The following is an 18,066-nucleotide window of genomic DNA, read 5'->3' as shown; positions in this document are numbered from 1 at the left end:
CTGCTGCTCCCAATCAAACAAAAAGGGTGTCACCTAGTGGTAACACCCTCATTTTTATTACATCGCTTCCGAATCCCACTCGTGCTCTTGCTGAACAAATACAACGCCTAACTCATGATGTCCTCCAGCATATAATGCTGTTTGAGCAAGACGAAGCTCACCATTTGTATCTACCACCTCTAATTTACAAAAAGCTCCTGTTGTTTTCGTTTGAAGCGCATCATAAAATTCTTCGGCACTCCTTGGAACGACTCCATTTACTTTCGTAATTATTTCTCCAGGCAGTAAATTCAGCTCGGCCCCAATTGTATTTGGAATTGTATCTAACACGACAAGTCCATCATTGCGTGCAGCGAAATATGCCGGTCTTGTCTCATCTACAATTTTTTCTTGCATCGAAATCGTAAAACGTCCAAGCATTGCGACACCCATTGCAATAATAGCAAGTACGTGCCACCAATAACTCGCGACCCCTAAAACAAGTACAAGACCAGCTAATCCATAAACACGTCTTCCTGTAAAGAGTAAAGCTTCCGTCGGCTCATAACTTCTAATCTTTCGCATAAATCCAATTAAAAATGGAACGAGGAATAGAGAATATGTATTTGTCCCTATTGAAACGACAGGCCACCATGAAATAAACTGGGTTACCGCATCACCTGGTACAAGAATAAAAATCGGCACGATCCATAAACGCTTCGATTCGTGTAAACCAATCTTGAGCCCACGTTTCCCCTTCCTAATCCTCGGTGTAGAATATCTCACCGCGTTTTTAGAAATCAATAAGCCCTCCACAACAAGCATGATGCCTAGTAAAATAGCAAGAGATACAATCGTACCCTCTTCACCTTCTCCAAGCTGTAAGAAGGAAACTGGCAGCTTAGAAGATAATAAAACACATACAATTGCGATACTGAACGTATAAGCTGCCGATAAATATCGATACATAGCAGTTAATCCAAATAATAATGTCCAAAGTAAAATGGCCCATAAGCTCGCCTTGGAAACAACAAGTCCAAGCCCAATCGTAATAATAGATACGATTAATCCATATCCAAGCCCTGCAAATAGAGATGTTCGCAATTCAAACCAAATATCATAAACTTTAAAAGAAAAATCTTTTCGTTCTCGTAATATACGTAAATATCCAACGAAGATACTACTTATTAAAAATACATAGACAGCAGGGTGCAAGAAAAAACGTCCAACTGCCCGCATTATTTCAAAAAGCCATGCCTCCACGAACTCATTCACCACCATTTATATCATTCTTTCTTTTTATATTATCATAACTGGACAAACGTTTGTTTAACACAAAAAAATACAGGCAATAAAATGCCTGTATTTCTTCTTATTTCGCTATTAATTTTAATGCTGCCTGTAATTGTAGATCATTTTCTCCAGAACGGATTTTTTCAATGATTTTAGTTTGAATTGCCTCAGCTGTCTTTTTATCAAGCTGTCCTGTCGCTTCCATCTCATTCGCATTTTGGAATGCTTTCAGTGCTGATTCTGTCTCTTTACTAAAGTAACCATCTTCACGCCCCGGTACATAACCTAAGCTTTTCAGCATCTCTTGCGCATGCTTCACTTGCACATCATTTGAATTGTATGAAAGTGTTTTTTCAATTTGAATTGGTGTCGCATGGTAGTAATCTGGTTGTTTCACTTCTACAGTTGGCTTGATTCCCTTTTTATGAATCCAGTTTCCATCTGGAGTTAACCATTTGAACATCGTTAATTTAATGTTACTGCCATCTTTAAACGGAACGGCTTGCTGAACAGTTCCTTTACCAAATGTTGTTTCACCAATTAAATCGTAACCTTCTCCTTCTTTCAATGCGCCAGCTAAAATTTCCGAAGCAGAAGCACTTCCTTTATCAATCAATACTGAAATTGGATATGGCTTCCTCTCTTTCAGCTCTGTAGAGATTTGCTTTTTCTCACCATTTCGCTGCTCTACTTGTAGCATCGGCTTTTTGTTCGTCATAATTTCTCCTAGTATATCTTCTACACTATTTAAATAGCCACCAGGATTACCACGAACGTCAATAACTAAACCTTTTATGTTTTTCTTCTCTAACTCTTTTAACTGATCCTTAAATTCTTTCGCTGTATTTTCAGCAAAAGAAGTAATTTGCATATAACCGATATCTTTTCCATTCTCTTGTTTCACAGAACTAACTACCGTGAAGATTGGGATTTTTTCACGCTTAATTTTGAATACAATCGGATCAGTTACTCCTGCACGTTTAATTTCAATCGCGACAGTCGTTCCCTTTTTACCACGAATTTTTAATACAGCTTCTTCACGCGATAAGTCTTTTACACTGTTTCCATCTACAGATAAAATTTGGTCATTCGGCTTAATTCCAATCTTTTCTGCTGGTGAACCTTTAATTGGCGATACGATAATAAGCTTACCGTCTGTTTTGTTCACCTCAGCCCCAATCCCCTCTAACTCGGGATCAAGTGATTCACTAAACTGTTTGGCTGTTTCTTTATCCATATACGTGGAATAAGGGTCCTTCAGCGTAGACAACATGCCTTGTATTGCACCTTCAACTAACTTGTCATCTTTCACGTCTTCCACATAACGTGAATCAATTAGTCCATATGCCTCATTAATTTTTGCCAAATTCCCTTGCGTCGTGCTAGCGTTCCCACTCGAAATTGTTTGCGTTACTTCTGCTGGGTTAACCCCAAATACAGACATTCCTGCAAACATTCCGCCAGCACCAATTAAAAATGCAACAACCATTCCAATAATTGCAACTCTACGTTTCAATGCGGAATTCCCCTTTCCAAAACACACAGGTGGTGTAGCAAAAGGCATCACACAGCGTGTGATGCCTTTACCTATTTCTACTATATGATAAGCTTGTACGAATTATGTTTGCAACTTTTTATACTTTTAAGAAGCGACGAATTGACATTACACTTCCCCACATACCGATTAACGCACCGATTAACACTAATAAACCAGCTAATTGGAATACGAATGGGCTGTATGGTAAAAGCTCGAAAATTGTTCCGCCAAGTTTTTCATTAAACACACTTTGTAGTGAATTATACGTAACTAGAATTAGACCAATTGGAATAATTGATCCTAATACTCCTAGGAATAATCCTTCTAGCAAGAACGGCCAACGAATAAACCAGTTTGTTGCACCTACAAGTTTCATAATTTCAATCTCAGTACTACGAGCATAGATTGTAATTTTAATTGTATTAGAGATTAAGAACATCGCTGTGAATAAAAGACCTGCAATTAATGCAATCCCGATATTACGTCCTGTTTTTACAGTATCAAATAATTTTTCAACTTGACCTTTACCGTATTGAACGTTACTTACAAACTGCATTTTTTCAATCTTTTTCGCAATTTGTGCTGTATCAGTTGGCTCTTTCGCTTTTACAATAAATACGTTTTTCAGTGGGTTATCTTGCTCAAATAACTCGAACGTTTTTCCACTATCGCCTAAACTTTTAATTAAACGTTTCAATTCTTCTTCTTTAGAAGAGTATTTAATAGAATCTACTTTCGCGACCTTACTCATATCTTCTTCTAATTTCTTTTGATCAGCTTCTTTTGCTGCTGGATCAATGTGTACACGAATTTCTACATCTTGCTCTACTTTTGTAGCAAAATGGTTCATATTCATAATCGCTGTTAAAAAGACACCTACAAGTAATAATGTAACTGTTACTGCACTTACAGAAGCAAATGTCATCCATCCGTTACGGGATAGATTTTTTACACCTTCTCGCAAATGTCGACTAAGGGTTTTAGCCTTCATATCCGTATCCTCCCTCAATCTCGTCTCGAACAATTTTTCCGCCTTCAATCGCGATTACACGATGACGGATTGTATTTACGATATCTGCATTATGCGTCGCCATAACAATCGTTGTACCACGCTCATTAATGCGCGTAAAGATCTTCATAATATCAAGAGCTGTTTCAATATCTAAATTACCAGTTGGCTCATCGGCAATTACAACCTTTGGTCTATTAACAATCGCTCTTGCAATAGCCACACGTTGCTGCTCTCCACCTGAAAGTTCACTTGGAAGTGCGTCTGCACGATCGTCTAGACCTACTAGCCCTAACACTTCAGTAACACGCTCACGAATCGCATCTGGTTCTTCTTCAATTACTTCTAAAGCAAACGCAACATTCTCATATACCGTTAATTTAGGTAATAATTTAAAATCTTGGAAAATCACGCCTAATTGACGACGGAAATATGGAACATCTCTTTCTGCCAATGATTCGATAGTAAGTCCATTTACATTAATAGATCCTGTAGTTGGCTTTTCTTCACGATACATCATTTTAATAAATGTAGATTTTCCGGCTCCACTCGGTCCAACTACGTATACGAATTCACCTTGTTTAATGTTAACTGTGAGACCAGCAACGGCTTTCATACCATTCGGGTACTCCTTATAAACATTCGTCATTTTTATCATTATTTATCACCCAATGCTTAATGATTTTTTTTTCGAAATACTTTTTTGTACATGTGAAAATAAAAAGGAATCCTTTATTTTCATTTAACCATTCTTGTTGAAGGCAGCTTACTTACATGCTTTTTATTCGCACCGCTACTCTATGTAATATATTTCAGCAAAATTCTACAAACCTCATTGTAACATCAAACGGTTTCCAGTTCGGATACATTTTTGTTACAGTTATGTTACATCCCAGAAAAAGGAGACGAGTTGTTATAACTCTTATCCAAAGTCATTTTTAGATAAGATTATATAATCAACTCGCCCATTTTTCTCTTCTTATTTATGTTCAGCTAACCACTCAGCTACTTTTTTCGCATCTTCACCTTGAACAATTCCCGGTGACATTGAACCGCGACCTTTTTCAATAATCTTTTCAATCTCTGCTGCATCATATTTCTGCCCTACTTTTCGTAAATCTGGCCCAGTTGCTCCTGATAAATCTTTCGCATGGCAGCCTATACAACTTTTTTGATAAATTTGCTCTGGGCTATCTGTGCTTGCAGATTGTTTCGAAGGCTTGCTCTCTTCTTTATTTCCACATGCTCCTAAAGCAAAAACGACTGATGTACCTAGTGCAATAGCCAACAATTTCTTTTTCAATTCTATCGCTCCCCATTGTTGATATTCTTTTCATTCCTAACACACTCATTTTTATTATAAGCATTATCTTTATATAGAAAAACTAAGGTATATTTCATATTCTTGAAAAATACAGTGAGAACCCTGATAAAATAAAGCTTCCATAATTTGTTTCAATTCTGTGAACAACGTAAAAACTTCTATAAAGAATCTTTTTAAAAGGCAAATCAAAAAAGTCCTTTATAAAATCTTACTCTATTGCCGCTCTGTTTTACTATTCTCTACTTTTTACAAAACAATATACAACATTGTATTCTGCATATAACCCCATCAAAAAGAGAAGTTGTCGTTTCCAACTTCTCTTCCCCTGTACTTCATCCATATAAATAAAACGTTGTATATCCTCTATTTTCTCAGCATGGGCCAACAATTTTGTTGGCTTTTTCTCTTATCCCACTATTTACTGGGTAGTAAGACCCCTACCTCAAAATTCAACAAAAGCAAAGAAGTTAGGTGAGGGTCGGGCTGCCCGTAAAAGCCAGATTTGTTAAAGCTAATAATCAGTGGGGATTCCCCCACTGGTTATTAGATGCGAGAACGTAAGTAAGCATCAATAAATGGATCAATTTCTCCATCCATAACTGCTTGTACGTTACCAACTTCTGTATTTGTACGATGGTCTTTTACAAGAGAATACGGGTGGAATACGTAAGAACGAATTTGGCTGCCCCATCCAATTTCTTTTTGTTCCCCGCGGATTTCATCTAATTGTGCTTGTTGCTCTTCTAATTTCTTTTGATATAATTTTGCTTTTAACATTTTCATCGCATGCTCACGGTTTTTAATTTGAGAACGCTCTGACTGACACGTTACAACCGTATTTGTCGGTGTATGCGTAATACGAACTGCTGAATCTGTCGTATTAATGTGCTGTCCACCAGCTCCACTTGCACGGTACGTATCAATTTTTAAGTCTTCTGTACGCACTTCAATTTCAACTTCATCATTGAACTCAGGTACCACTTCACAAGATACGAATGATGTATGACGACGGCCTGAAGAATCGAACGGTGAAATACGTACAAGACGATGTACACCTTTCTCTGCTTTTAAATAACCGTAAGCGTTATGACCTTTAATTAATAAAGTAACACTCTTAATACCAGCTTCATCACCTGGTAAGTAGTCAACTGTTTCTACTTTAAATCCACGTTTTTCAGCCCAGCGTGTATACATACGTAATAACATAGAACCCCAGTCTTGTGACTCTGTTCCACCTGCACCTGGGTGTAATTCTAAAATCGCATTATTTTTATCATAAGGATCACTTAATAGTAATTGAAGCTCATACTCATTCATTTCTTGAATTAAGCCTTTTACTTCCGATTCTAATTCCTCATGTAAATCTTCATCATATTCTTCTTTTAAGAGTTCATGCGTTACTTCTAAGTTTTCGAACGTCTCGTCTAACTGACGGAACTTTCCAACCATATCTTTTAACGCATTTGCTTCGTTAATTACAGTTTGAGCGCCTTGTTGGTCATCCCAAAATCCTGCGCCCATCATTTTTTCTTCTAATTCTGCAATTTGTTTCTCCTTAGTAGGGAGGTCAAAGAGACCCCCTAAAAGCCGCTAATCTCTTAGCCATTTTCTCTAATTCCTGTCTAATTTCTACTAATTCCATTTCCTTCACCTCTATGTAATTGCTATTACTTTCGTATGAAAACAAGGGAAACTCTCTCCACTTATTAGGGAGAGAGTTTAATCCTTTTTATTATAATTTGCAAAACAAGCTGAATTCAACAGCCGCAGTTTTTATTAGCTTACAATACCACAGCAGTTTTTATATTTCTTGCCACTACCACATTTGCATAAATCGTTACGGCCCACTTGATCACCTTTTACAACAGGCTTTTTCTTCGCTTCTTCGCCATCGCTAGATGGATGAACAGCTTCACCTTGAACAACTTCTTGACGCTCTAAGTTTTGTTCAATTTCAGCTTTCATAATGTAACGAGAGATTTCCTCTTCAATAGAAGCAATCATTGACTCGAACATTGCGAATCCTTCCATTTGATACTCACGAAGTGGATCGATTTGACCGTAAGCACGTAAATGAATACCTTCACGAAGGTGGTCCATCGCATCAATATGCTCTGTCCATTTCGTATCTACTACACGGAATACAACAACTTTTTCGAACTCACGCATTTGCTCTTCTGGCATAAGCTTTTCTTTGTCGTTGTAACGCTCTATTAATTTCGCGATAATCGGCTCGCTCATTTCTTCTGGAGCAAGACGACGTAATTCTTCTTCTTTTATATCGCCTTCTTGCAGAAGGTTTGTATTTAAGTAGTCAACAAGACCTTTAATGTTCCAATCTTCTTCAATTTCCTCTTGTGTATGAAGCGCAACAGCACGTTCTACTGTAGATTTCATCATACCTTCAATAATACTACGTAAGTTCTCAGAATCCATTACTTCTTGACGCTGTTTGTAAATAACTTCACGTTGCTGACGAAGCACATCATCGTATTGTAATAACTGCTTACGTGCATCATAGTTATTTCCTTCTACACGTTTTTGCGCAGATTCTACTGCACGAGAAACCATTTTACTTTCAATCGGCTGTGAATCATCCATACCAAGACGATCCATCATCGCTTTCATATTGTCAGAGCCGAAGCGGCGCATTAGTTCATCTTCCATTGATAAATAGAACTGCGTTACACCAGGGTCCCCTTGACGACCAGCACGACCACGTAACTGATTATCAATACGACGGCTTTCGTGACGCTCTGTACCGATAACCGCTAGACCGATATTTTTAATATCATCGCCTAATTTAATATCCGTACCACGACCAGCCATATTCGTCGCAATTGTTACAGCACCTTTAATACCAGCTTCTGCAATGATATCTGCTTCACGCGCATGGTTTTTCGCGTTTAAAATATTATGGCGTACACCTTTACGTGTTAACATTTTTGAAATAAGCTCTGACGTTTCAATTGCAACTGTACCAACAAGTACAGGTTGTCCTTGTTTATGACGATTTACAATATCCTCAACAACTGCATTGAATTTACCTTCCATTGATTTGAAGATTAAATCAGCACGGTCATCACGAATAATATCTTTGTTCGTTGGAATTACGATAACATTCATATTATAAATATTACGGAATTCTTCTTCTTCCGTTTTCGCTGTACCAGTCATACCAGATAACTTTTCGTACATACGGAAGTAGTTCTGGAACGTAATTGTCGCAAGCGTCATACTTTCATTTTGAATTTCTACGCCTTCTTTTGCTTCAATCGCTTGGTGTAAACCTTCGCTATAACGACGCCCTTTCATCAGACGACCAGTGAATTGGTCTACAATTACGATTTCACCTTCTTGTACAACATAGTCTGTATCACGGTGCATAACAACATGCGCACGAAGTGCCTGATTAATATGATGAAGAAGTGCAACATGTTTTAAATCAAATAAGTTTTCAATATGGAAAGCTTTCTCTGCTTTCGTAATACCATCTTCAGTTAACATTACATTTTTCGTTTTCACATCGAATGAATACTCTTTTTCATTTTCTAATGTACGAACGAATGCATTTGCAAACATGTATAGCTCTGTTGATTTTTGAGCTTGCCCCGAAATAATAAGCGGCGTACGTGCTTCATCGACTAAAATAGAATCGACTTCATCGATAATAGCAAAATGAAGTGGACGCTGAACGCACTGCTCTCTATATAAAACCATATTGTCACGTAAGTAATCGAATCCAAGCTCATTATTTGTGCTATACGTAATATCAGCAGCATAAGCCTCTTGCTTCTCTTCGCGTGACATACTATTTAAGTTAATTCCTACTGTTAAGCCAAGGAACTCATGAAGTTGTCCCATTTCGCTCGCATCACGTTGTGCTAAGTATTCATTGACTGTAACAACGTGAACACCTTTTCCTGTTAAAGCATTTAAATATACAGGTAATGTAGATGTTAACGTTTTACCTTCACCCGTTTTCATCTCAGAGATATTCCCTTCATGTAAAGCAATACCACCCATTAACTGCACGCCATACGGACGCATTCCAAGAACACGAGTCGCAGCTTCGCGAACAACCGCAAAAGCTTCAGGAAGTAGATCATCTACTGTCTCACCTTTTGTTAGACGTTCTTTAAACTCAAGCGTCTTTCCTTTTAATTGTTCATCTGTTAGTGGCTTAATAGATGATTCTAATGCATCAATTTGCTCAACTGTCTTCTGCATACGTTTAATTTGGCGTTGATTTACATCAAATACCTTTTTTAAAATACCGATCATAGGAAATACGCTCCTCTTTTTTATTAAAATAAAACTTCCGATTGTTTTTTCTTTTTCTATTACAATCAGTCGTTATAAAAATCAAATGTATGTTATGCCAATTTTTCTCCTAATTAAAAAAACTAAAATGTATATACCTAATGATAATTGTAACACTTGTCTTATAACTATGACAACAATCGGCCGAATGTCTCGTTCTAAATTAGGAAAAGTTTTTTAAAAATCTATTTTCAGCAAAAAAAGCGCAGCCTCTTTCGGCTGCGCTTTCGAATTATTATTTAGTTTCGATTAAACCATATTTCCCGTCTTTACGGCCATATACAACATTAGTTTCATTTGTATCAGCATTTGTGAAGACGAAGAAATTATGCCCTAGCATATCCATTTGCAAGATCGCTTCTTCAACGTCCATCGGTTTTAAATCAAATCGTTTTGTACGTACAAGTTCTAATTCATCCTCTTCTACCTCATCCAGAACAGCTACTGCTTCTGGAAGGATAAAGTTAGTTTTCACAGAACCTTTCTCACGTAACTTACGATTTACTTTTGTTTTATGTTTACGAATTTGTCGCTCAATTTTATCAACTACTAAATCGATAGCAGCGTACATATCGCTATTAGTTTCTTCTGCACGAAGTAATAAATCAGTAAACGGAATTGTTACCTCGACACGTTGCTTGTCAGAGTATACTTTTAAATTAACTTTAATCTCTGGAAATGTATCAAAATAACGCTCTAACTTACTTAGTTTTTTCTCTACATATTCCTTTAATGCTGGAGTTACTTCAATATTTTCACCACGAATGTTGAATTTCATAGATGAATTCCTCCTTTCAAGCCTATGTACTATAATTTCGACATCGGCTTAAAAACTCCTTCTAACTTTTTTAAAAAAATTAGTGGAATTGCGATTTTTTTATCGTTTTTTGTTGAAATGAAAAGATGCATCGTTTCTATCTTTATTTTATCCTATTTACATCGTGAGTAACGAATATAACTGTGGACAATTCGTTACAGAAAAGAAACAACTTTTTAACAATTCACCCCATAACAAAAACCTCTTGCGAAAAACAAGAGGTTCTACTATATATAACGTTGCCACAAACGCAGCTTTCTCTTCCCAAAAACAATATCCCTACAGTTTCACAACATTAGCTGCTTGTGGTCCACGTGCTCCATCTACAATATCAAACTCCACTGGTTGCCCTTCTTCTAATGACTTATACCCATCTTGTTGAATAGCAGAAAAATGAACAAACACATCCTCACCATCTTCACGCTCAATAAACCCAAATCCCTTTTCTGCATTGAACCATTTCACTTTTCCTTGCATGTTCATTCCATTCCCTTCACTCTAAAAATCAGGGCATTCGCCCCATATTCTGACTATAACGAATGACAACTTACGAAGTCAAAGAAGACTTATCGTCTTTTTATTATCTCTTTCGACAGTTACAGATTAACTTCTACAGAGCGTCAAACTAGAAACTTCATTTGCCCCTCTATCATATAAAAGACTGCCAATTTGTCTAACTGTAATACCTGTCGTATACACATCATCAACGAGTAAAATATGTTGCCCATGAAACATCTCTTCACCCTGAAAATAAAAAGGATTGCTTCCCAACATCCTTTCTTTGCGCGTCTTCTTACTTTGTTTTTCTGTTTCCCTTCTTCTTAATGACGGATAAGAAGGACCTACAGGCAAACAAGCTGCTAATAGCTCAGCTTGATTAAAGCCACGTTCATATTCCCTTTCCTTACTAAGCGGAACAGCGATAACGGTTGAAACGTTAGCAAAATACTGTTGAAATAAATTTCGAAAAGGAAGATGAAAAATACGAACTAACTCAGCATCACCACGAAACTTAAACTGCGCTAGTATTCCTTTCATCTCATTATCGTACATGTATAATGAACGATTTTTTAAAGGTCGATAACTCTCCACGTTCATCCAACGTACACAATCCTTGCAAATGTCACCTTCTTTATATTCAGCTGGCAATGAATCTAAAGACCGTCCGCACTCTCTACAAATCTCTCCTATAATATAGGAAATCTTTTGCTCACATCTCTCACATATATACTTTTTGTGAGCCTTAACAAAAAAATTGTACCAACTAATCGCGTATGAAATATCCTCATCACAAAGTAAGCAATGCATTAATCGATCAACCCTTGTTCTTTCGCATTTTTGTTCATACTTCGAATGTGTTTTTTCGCGCGCACCATCGCCTCTGTCTTACCATAATGAAAATAAATGACCTCTCCATACGGCTCTTCAAAACTACGACCTACCCGGCCTGCAATTTGTACGAGTGCACTTTCTGAAAATATTTCTTCTTCCGTCCCTAAAACTGCAACTTGCAAATTTTTCACCGTTACTCCTCTCTCCAAAATCGTCGTTGTAACTAATAAAGGAATTTCTCCCTTTCTGAAAGCTGCAACTTTCTCTTTTCTCATTGGATCTTCTGCATGCACACCGGCAACTCTATCGTCTAACAGCTTCAATAACCGACTCATTTTTTCTATATATCGCACATGGGGAACAAATAAAAAAATGGGGTGCTTTTTATTTAAGTATACTTTTAACCATTGTAGTAAAACTTGAGGAATTCTTTTATTGATGAGGCTTTTCTTCCAGTTTCCGCACCAGCAAAATTTGGGGACTGGCAACGGATGACGGTGATACCGTCCAGAAACAACGATACCTTTTCGTTTCCCCTTTCTAAGGTTACGCTTCCACTCTTCATCTGGAGTTGCAGTTAAATAAATACATGCCGCCTTCTCTTTCATCGCTTGTTTTACCGCATACTGCAACATTTGATCTGCATGGTATGGAAAGGCATCTATTTCATCTACAATCATGACATGAAACGCTCTATAATAACGCAATAGCTGATGGGTGGTCGCAACGACTAACGCTGCATCTTTTTCCCGATCTAAACTCCCACCGTATAAAGCAGCTACATTTATATTCGGAAATACTTCTTTCAATCTCGGTGCTAATTCAAGTACAACATCCGTTCTCGGCGTTGCGATACAAACTCTTTCTCCTTTTTGAAGTGCCTCTGCAATACCATAAAACAACATTTCTGTTTTTCCAGCGCCGCACACAGCCCAAATAAAAAACGATTCTTTCTGTTTAACAGCCTCCATAACACCTTGCGCAGCCAACTTCTGGCCAGTAGATAAATTTCCTTTCCACTGTAACGGATTTACATCCATTTCTCCCTCTTTTTCGGCAATTCCGCGAACAAGTACAGCACATCCACTAACTCTCCCCATCGTTATGCACTTCCGGCAATATGTGCAGACTTTACTACACCTTTTACACAAAAATGATGAAAAGAGTCTTTGTGCTATATTTCCGCAACGCTGACACATATATGTAGAAGCCTTATTTTTTACACCTTGTACACATACGACCTCTCCCTTCTTCTTCAAATCATCTAAATTATCCCGTACGTCTGTAGAGAGTTCTTCTAATAATAACTGTTTCCCAGATAACATGGACCATCACCTCTAGCACACTATAAACCTTTCCCGTAATTTCGTAAAAACACAAAAAAGCCGATAACCTACTTATAAAATAGTAAGCTATCGACTTTATACACGTGTTTTATTCGTTTATAAATCCTAGAATCGACCGTATCCTAAGAAATGTTTTTTGTTGTATGAACTGTTAATATCACCGTACGCAATTCCTTTATCACTAGCATGAATCATTTGGCCATTACCAACGTAAATACCGATGTGAGATGGACCTGCTTTATAAGTACCTTGGAAGAATACTAAATCTCCAGGTTGTGGGCTACTTACTTTAGAAACTGAGTTCCAGTAACCGTTAACGTCTTGACGACCTACACCAAAGATGTAAGAAATGAATCCACTACAATCAAAACCACCTTTTGATGGAGATGCACTTCCCCAAACATATGGCATACCTAAGTATTGTTGTGCTTTACCAATTACGCCACCCGCATTTGAAGCTGGAGCTGGCTCTGGTTGTTTCTTCTCTTGTTTAGGTGTTTCTTGTTTAGGTGCTTCTTGTTTAGGTGCTTCTTGTTTAGGCTCTTCTTTTTGAGCTTGTCCACCGTTGTTCGCTGGTGCAACTTGTTGAGCAGGCGCTTGCACTTCTTTAGCAGCTTGTTCTGCTTGTTTTTGAGCAGCGGCTTCTTGTGCAGCTTTTGCTTGTGCTTCCTGTTCAGCCATACGTTGTAATTGTAATGCTTGTTTTTCAAGCTCTTTCAATTGATCTTCCGTACTTGTCATCGTCGTTACAACTGTATCCATTTTACCACTTAAATCGTTTACTGCTGTTTCTTTTTTCGCTTTTTCAGCGTCAAGTTCTTTCTTAGCAGTTTCAATTTGAGCTTGTGCTTCTTTTAATTCTTTTTGTTTTTCTTTTACTGTTGCAACATCCTTTTTCACGTTCGCTTGATCTTCTTGTTGTGTTTTCATGATATCTTCGTCAGACTCAAGAATTTTAGAAACAGAAGTTAAACGATCAACTAAATCTGCAACGTTTTTAGAGTTTACAAGAACTTCTGTTACAACGTTCGTATTCGGCTGTTCTTGAAGCGCAACTAAACGTTTTCTTAATAACTCTTCACGTTTTGCAATTTTCGTTTGTAGTTCTGCAATGTCTTTATTTTTCTTTTCGATTAATTGCTCAGTATCAGCAACTTTTTTCGTTGTTTCATCAAGCTTTGAAGCATTTTCTTGAACAGACTTATCTAAACCTTGAATTGTTTTATTTAATTCGTTCATTTGTTTTTGTAATTCATCACGTTCTTGTTGTTGTTTATGTAAAGTGTCATTTTGTGTATTAATTTGTGATTTTACGTCAGAAATATTATCTTCTGCAAATGCATTTGGTGTTAATCCTGAAAACATTAACCCTGCAACTAATGCGCAAGACGCCATTTTTAGCTTTTTCATTTTATCTTTTACACCGCTTTCTTTTTCTTTTTTTCCGTATATAACCTATAAAATTTATACCATAATTCGGGTTTTTTTTTACCAATGTTACGCTTTTGTAAAACAAATGTAATATTATATGTGTATCTAGCGCAAAATACGTATATTTTTGTATGTATGTGTAGAATTTTTTAATTTTTCCTCAATGTTATAAACAAAGAAAAAACGCAAGGTGTCCCTTACGTTTTATTAAATATGCAAATGCAAATATAAATGAAATTGAAACGCTATTTCATCCATTTCTCAGCCCAATTTTGGACTTCATCCATAACACTTTCTAACGCTTTTCCTTTGTCAGTTAAGCCATATTCGATTCGAACTGGTACTTCTGGATAAACATTACGAACTACAATGCCTTCGCTTTCCAATTCCTTTAAACGCTCTGACAACATACGATCGCTCATATTCGGTATAATATCTGCGATTTCTCTAAAACGTTTTGGCTCTTCTAGCAAAGATTTAATGATTAAGCCAGTCCATTTTTTACTAAGCAAAGTAAAAGCTGACTCAAACTTTGGACATAAACAAGAATTATGCTCCATATGTTTCACCTCTCTTCTATTATAATATAGTTTCTTGTAAAAAGTAAGTTATAAAACTTTCCTCATATTTTATTTTACGTACATTTTATCATTTCCAAATATTAACTTGTCAACTATACGTAACATTTCCGTAAAAAAACCCTCTTCAAAAAGAGAGCCTTTTCTATCTTATTACTTCGTATACCATCCAAGACCAAGTGCACCTTCACCTAAATGCGTACCAATTACAGCACCAAAATAACCCGTGCGAATTGCGACATGAGGATATTTTGCTTCTAATTCTTGCTTCCATTCATTCGCTTCCTCTTCACGTTGCGCATGAATGATAACTGCTTCCATAGGTACACCTTTACTTGCTTGTTCATCAAAAATTTCAACGATACGTTTTAGCGCTTTTTTACGTGTACGAATCTTTTCAAATGGAATAATGACTTTCTCTCTAAAATATAAAACTGGCTTCACTTGTAGCAAGCTACCGATGAAAGCTTGCGCACTATTTAATCTTCCACCACGTTGTAAATGATGTAAATCATCCACTACAAAATATGCGTCCATCGTTTGCTTCATTTCATCAAAACGAGCGGTAATTTCTTCTGGTGTTTTTCCTTCACTTGCTAATTTCGCGCCTTCACGTACATAAAATCCTTGTACTTCACAACTAATTTCAGAGTCATACGTATATACTTCAATACCCTCTACCATCTGTCCAGCTGTCGTCGCTGTTTGGTATGTACCACTAATTCCACTTGAAAGATGAATACTAATAACTGCATCATATTCTTTAGATAATTCTTCGTATAACTCTAAAAACTTTCCAATCGCTGGCTGCGAAGTTTTCGGAAGTTCTTCCTGCTCACGTACTTTTACATAAAAATCATCTACTGAAATTTCAGCTTCTTCTTGATAAGATTCTGTTCCAAATACAACGTTTAATGGAATCATATATATATTTAGTTCGTCACGAATATGCTTCGGTATATATGCTGTACTATCAGTAACAATAGCTGTTTTCATTCTCGTACCTGCCTTATAAAAAATTTTTATCCCCTAATTTTACACGAAAACTAAAAAAGGTGCATCCATACATAAAAATACCGGTTGAAAATTATACTCAGCATCTCGACAAATTACAACAAAAAGATAAAATACTCATCAAAAATTTCAGCTTATTTATAAAAAATGTTTGAATATAAAAACGCCCGCTTTTAAAATGTAAAGTACTAGTCATTTTGACAGATAGGGGCGTATACCATTGTTATTACAATATTTAACAATAAAAGACTATGGCGAACACGAAATTGTCATTCAAAAATCAAGATTTATTTGTTATGTAAATAGAGCTACAACTGAAGAAGAAGCGCAAGCGTTTATACAAAAAATAAAAAAACAGCATTGGAATGCAACACATAACTGTTCAGCGTATTTAATTGGCGAACAAGATCAAATTCAAAAAGCGAACGATGACGGTGAACCGAGCGGCACAGCTGGTGTACCTATGTTAGAGGTATTAAAAAAACGCGGTTTAAAAGATACTGTTGTTGTCGTTACACGCTATTTTGGTGGCATTAAACTCGGTGCAGGTGGATTAATTCGCGCATACGGAAAATGTACAAGCGAAGGTATTAATCACGTCGGCATTGTCGAACGAAAACTAGTGCGGGTTATACAAACCGAGATTGATTACACTTTACTTGGCAAGCTAGAAAATGAATTACGCAATTCAAAATATGTCATTAAAGATATACATTATTTAGAAAATGTCACATTCGATACGTTTGTAGAAGAAGATGGAAAACAAGCATTCACAGATTGGATGATTGAATTAACAAATGGGAAATGTACAATTACAGAAGGAGATATGTTGTACTTAGAGCAAGATCTTATCTAAGAATAATGAAATTATCACCTTTAAAGATTAATGTGGTGAAGAACTTCTCTACAATGAACTAAGGAGATTATATATGGAAGAACGTTATCATCATCTCCAAAATCGCAGAATAAAAAAGAAGCGAAGAAGAAAACTTTTCTACTTCTTTATTTTCGCATTTTTATTTGGTAGTGTAGGAGTCTATATATTAAATTCCTACACTTCTCTTATGGGGATGTATAGTGGATTTAGTCGTGAAAAATCAGATTTAAGAACTAAAGATGTAGAAATTACAAAGCAACCTTTTACAATCCTCATTATGGGTATAGAAGATTATGCAACAGATGGTCAAAATGGGCGTACAGACTCATTAATGTTTGCGACAGTCAATCCGAAAACTCAAAGGATTTCACTTATGAGTATTCCTCGAGATAGTCGCGTTCCAATTGTTGGAAAGGACAAAGAAGATAAGATTAACGCTGCGCATGCTTATGGTGGAGAACAAATGGCAATCAAAACTGTCGAAGGTTTTCTAAAAGTTCCTGTAGACCATTATATTAAAATTGATTTCCAAGGCTTTAAAGGTATCGTTGATGCTGTTGGCGGTGTTACCGTTGATGTCCCTTTCGATTTTTGGGAGCGCTCTGACGTGGATTACTACAAAAAAATCCAATTTAAGCAAGGGCAACAAAACTTAAATGGGGAAGAAGCACTCGCTTACGTCCGTATGCGAAAGCAGGATCCAAACGGCGATTATGGCCGAGCCGCTAGACAAAGACAATTGCTAGCCGCTGTTGCTCAAAAACTGAATTCTGCCTCTACTGTATTTAAAATTAAAGATTTAACGACTGTCGTTGGAAAATATATAAAAACCGACATTCCTATTTCAGACGGACTTGCTCTTTACAATAAACTTTCTGGTTTTGATCCTTCTACAATACAAACGTTAAAACTTGAAGGAGAAGACAAAAAAATAGGCGGTATTTATTACTTCCTTCCGGATCCAATCGGTGTAGAGACGGTACGTAATGAAATAGAAAAAGAACTAGGAGAAAAAGCAAAAACTCCAACAAATCCAAATACAAAAACCGATTCATCAAATCCTGACTCAAACTCTAACGAAAAAGCAAAGAAAGAAACAAACCCGAACAAAACACCAACTGAGCCGCCCCCTTCCACAAATGCTCATGCAGAGTGGATTATGAGAAATCAGGAATAACAAAAAGAGCCAAATCTTATACGATTTGG

Annotated in this window: 15 protein-coding genes and 1 pseudogene; 2 read left to right on the top strand and 14 right to left on the bottom strand. The window is 36.7% G+C overall.

What is annotated here, in order from left to right:
• Positions 1–57 precede the first annotated feature (57 nt).
• The 14 genes and pseudogenes from ACS2MN_RS20165 to ACS2MN_RS20100 form a co-directional block, all read right to left on the bottom strand.
• The gene (locus ACS2MN_RS20165; RefSeq protein ID WP_016107240.1) at positions 58–1,242 is read right to left on the bottom strand and encodes a PDZ domain-containing protein; all 1,185 of its coding nucleotides are present in this window, start codon (positions 1,240–1,242) and stop codon (positions 58–60) included.
• Between the two features lie 109 nt (positions 1,243–1,351).
• Positions 1,352–2,788, bottom strand: coding sequence for a S41 family peptidase (locus ACS2MN_RS20160; protein WP_000830308.1), 1,437 nt, complete (start codon positions 2,786–2,788; stop codon positions 1,352–1,354).
• A 118-nt stretch (positions 2,789–2,906) separates the two neighbouring features.
• Positions 2,907–3,800 carry a permease-like cell division protein FtsX gene (gene ftsX / locus ACS2MN_RS20155; RefSeq protein ID WP_000645031.1) on the bottom strand — a complete coding sequence of 298 codons (894 nt, stop codon included), beginning with the start codon at positions 3,798–3,800 and terminating at the stop codon, positions 2,907–2,909.
• Positions 3,790–4,476: a cell division ATP-binding protein FtsE gene (ftsE, locus tag ACS2MN_RS20150; protein WP_000594334.1), complete on the bottom strand. Its 687-nt coding sequence runs from the start codon at positions 4,474–4,476 to the stop codon at positions 3,790–3,792. The genes ftsX and ftsE overlap by 11 nt, the downstream gene beginning before the upstream one ends.
• A gap of 321 nt (positions 4,477–4,797) precedes the next feature.
• Positions 4,798–5,121, bottom strand: coding sequence for a cytochrome c551 (cccB, locus tag ACS2MN_RS20145; RefSeq protein WP_200203499.1), 324 nt, complete (start codon positions 5,119–5,121; stop codon positions 4,798–4,800).
• 564 nt (positions 5,122–5,685) lie between these two features.
• A protein-coding gene (gene prfB, locus ACS2MN_RS20140; protein WP_096001583.1) for a peptide chain release factor 2 occupies positions 5,686–6,784 on the bottom strand; the annotation gives its coding sequence in 2 pieces (ribosomal slippage) (positions 5,686–6,711 and positions 6,713–6,784; 1,098 coding nt in all).
• Between the two features lie 134 nt (positions 6,785–6,918).
• Positions 6,919–9,426, bottom strand: coding sequence for a preprotein translocase subunit SecA (gene secA, locus ACS2MN_RS20135; protein WP_000579396.1), 2,508 nt, complete (start codon positions 9,424–9,426; stop codon positions 6,919–6,921).
• A 274-nt stretch (positions 9,427–9,700) separates the two neighbouring features.
• Positions 9,701–10,243, bottom strand: coding sequence for a ribosome hibernation-promoting factor, HPF/YfiA family (gene hpf / locus ACS2MN_RS20130; RefSeq protein WP_000671188.1), 543 nt, complete (start codon positions 10,241–10,243; stop codon positions 9,701–9,703).
• A 318-nt stretch (positions 10,244–10,561) separates the two neighbouring features.
• On the bottom strand, positions 10,562–10,759 hold the full coding sequence (cspC, locus tag ACS2MN_RS20125; RefSeq protein ID WP_088055807.1) for a cold shock protein CspC: 198 nt from the start codon (positions 10,757–10,759) through the stop codon (positions 10,562–10,564).
• Positions 10,760–10,885: 126 nt separating this feature from the next.
• On the bottom strand, positions 10,886–11,590 hold the full coding sequence (locus ACS2MN_RS20120) for a ComF family protein (RefSeq protein WP_000543523.1): 705 nt from the start codon (positions 11,588–11,590) through the stop codon (positions 10,886–10,888).
• A complete protein-coding gene (gene comFA, locus ACS2MN_RS20115; RefSeq protein ID WP_000948472.1) occupies positions 11,590–12,939 on the bottom strand; it encodes an ATP-dependent helicase ComFA in 1,350 nt (449 codons plus the stop codon). The genes ACS2MN_RS20120 and comFA overlap by 1 nt, the downstream gene beginning before the upstream one ends.
• 126 nt (positions 12,940–13,065) lie before the next feature.
• A pseudogene (locus tag ACS2MN_RS20110) lies at positions 13,066–14,476 on the bottom strand (C40 family peptidase).
• 160 nt (positions 14,477–14,636) lie between these two features.
• A complete protein-coding gene (locus ACS2MN_RS20105; protein ID WP_000400852.1) occupies positions 14,637–14,951 on the bottom strand; it encodes a winged helix-turn-helix transcriptional regulator in 315 nt (104 codons plus the stop codon).
• 171 nt (positions 14,952–15,122) lie between these two features.
• Positions 15,123–15,965 carry a DegV family protein gene (locus ACS2MN_RS20100; protein WP_000844774.1) on the bottom strand — a complete coding sequence of 281 codons (843 nt, stop codon included), beginning with the start codon at positions 15,963–15,965 and terminating at the stop codon, positions 15,123–15,125.
• Positions 15,966–16,203: 238 nt separating this feature from the next.
• On the opposite strand from ACS2MN_RS20100, the gene ACS2MN_RS20095 reads away from it, so the two are divergent.
• Positions 16,204–16,839: a YigZ family protein gene (locus ACS2MN_RS20095; RefSeq protein ID WP_000926675.1), complete on the top strand. Its 636-nt coding sequence runs from the start codon at positions 16,204–16,206 to the stop codon at positions 16,837–16,839.
• Between the two features lie 73 nt (positions 16,840–16,912).
• On the top strand, positions 16,913–18,037 hold the full coding sequence (locus ACS2MN_RS20090; RefSeq protein WP_098805668.1) for an LCP family protein: 1,125 nt from the start codon (positions 16,913–16,915) through the stop codon (positions 18,035–18,037).
• Positions 18,038–18,066: the final 29 nt, after the last annotated feature.

The organism is Bacillus cereus group sp. BceL062, assembly GCF_051780025.1.
Taxonomy (GTDB): domain Bacteria; phylum Bacillota; class Bacilli; order Bacillales; family Bacillaceae_G; genus Bacillus_A; species Bacillus_A toyonensis.
This window is presented reverse-complemented; position numbering and strand designations above follow the sequence as displayed.

Coding starts and splice junctions, on each gene's coding strand:
- hpf (WP_000671188.1), bottom strand. CDS start 10,243: ATGAAATTCAACATTCGTGGTGAAAATATTGAAGTAACTCCAGCATTA.
- ACS2MN_RS20120 (WP_000543523.1), bottom strand. CDS start 11,590: ATGCATTGCTTACTTTGTGATGAGGATATTTCATACGCGATTAGTTGG.
- ACS2MN_RS20105 (WP_000400852.1), bottom strand. CDS start 14,951: ATGGAGCATAATTCTTGTTTATGTCCAAAGTTTGAGTCAGCTTTTACT.
- cspC (WP_088055807.1), bottom strand. CDS start 10,759: ATGCAAGGAAAAGTGAAATGGTTCAATGCAGAAAAGGGATTTGGGTTT.
- ACS2MN_RS20100 (WP_000844774.1), bottom strand. CDS start 15,965: ATGAAAACAGCTATTGTTACTGATAGTACAGCATATATACCGAAGCAT.
- ACS2MN_RS20090 (WP_098805668.1), top strand. CDS start 16,913: ATGGAAGAACGTTATCATCATCTCCAAAATCGCAGAATAAAAAAGAAG.
- secA (WP_000579396.1), bottom strand. CDS start 9,426: ATGATCGGTATTTTAAAAAAGGTATTTGATGTAAATCAACGCCAAATT.
- ftsE (WP_000594334.1), bottom strand. CDS start 4,476: ATGATAAAAATGACGAATGTTTATAAGGAGTACCCGAATGGTATGAAA.
- ftsX (WP_000645031.1), bottom strand. CDS start 3,800: ATGAAGGCTAAAACCCTTAGTCGACATTTGCGAGAAGGTGTAAAAAAT.
- comFA (WP_000948472.1), bottom strand. CDS start 12,939: ATGTTATCTGGGAAACAGTTATTATTAGAAGAACTCTCTACAGACGTA.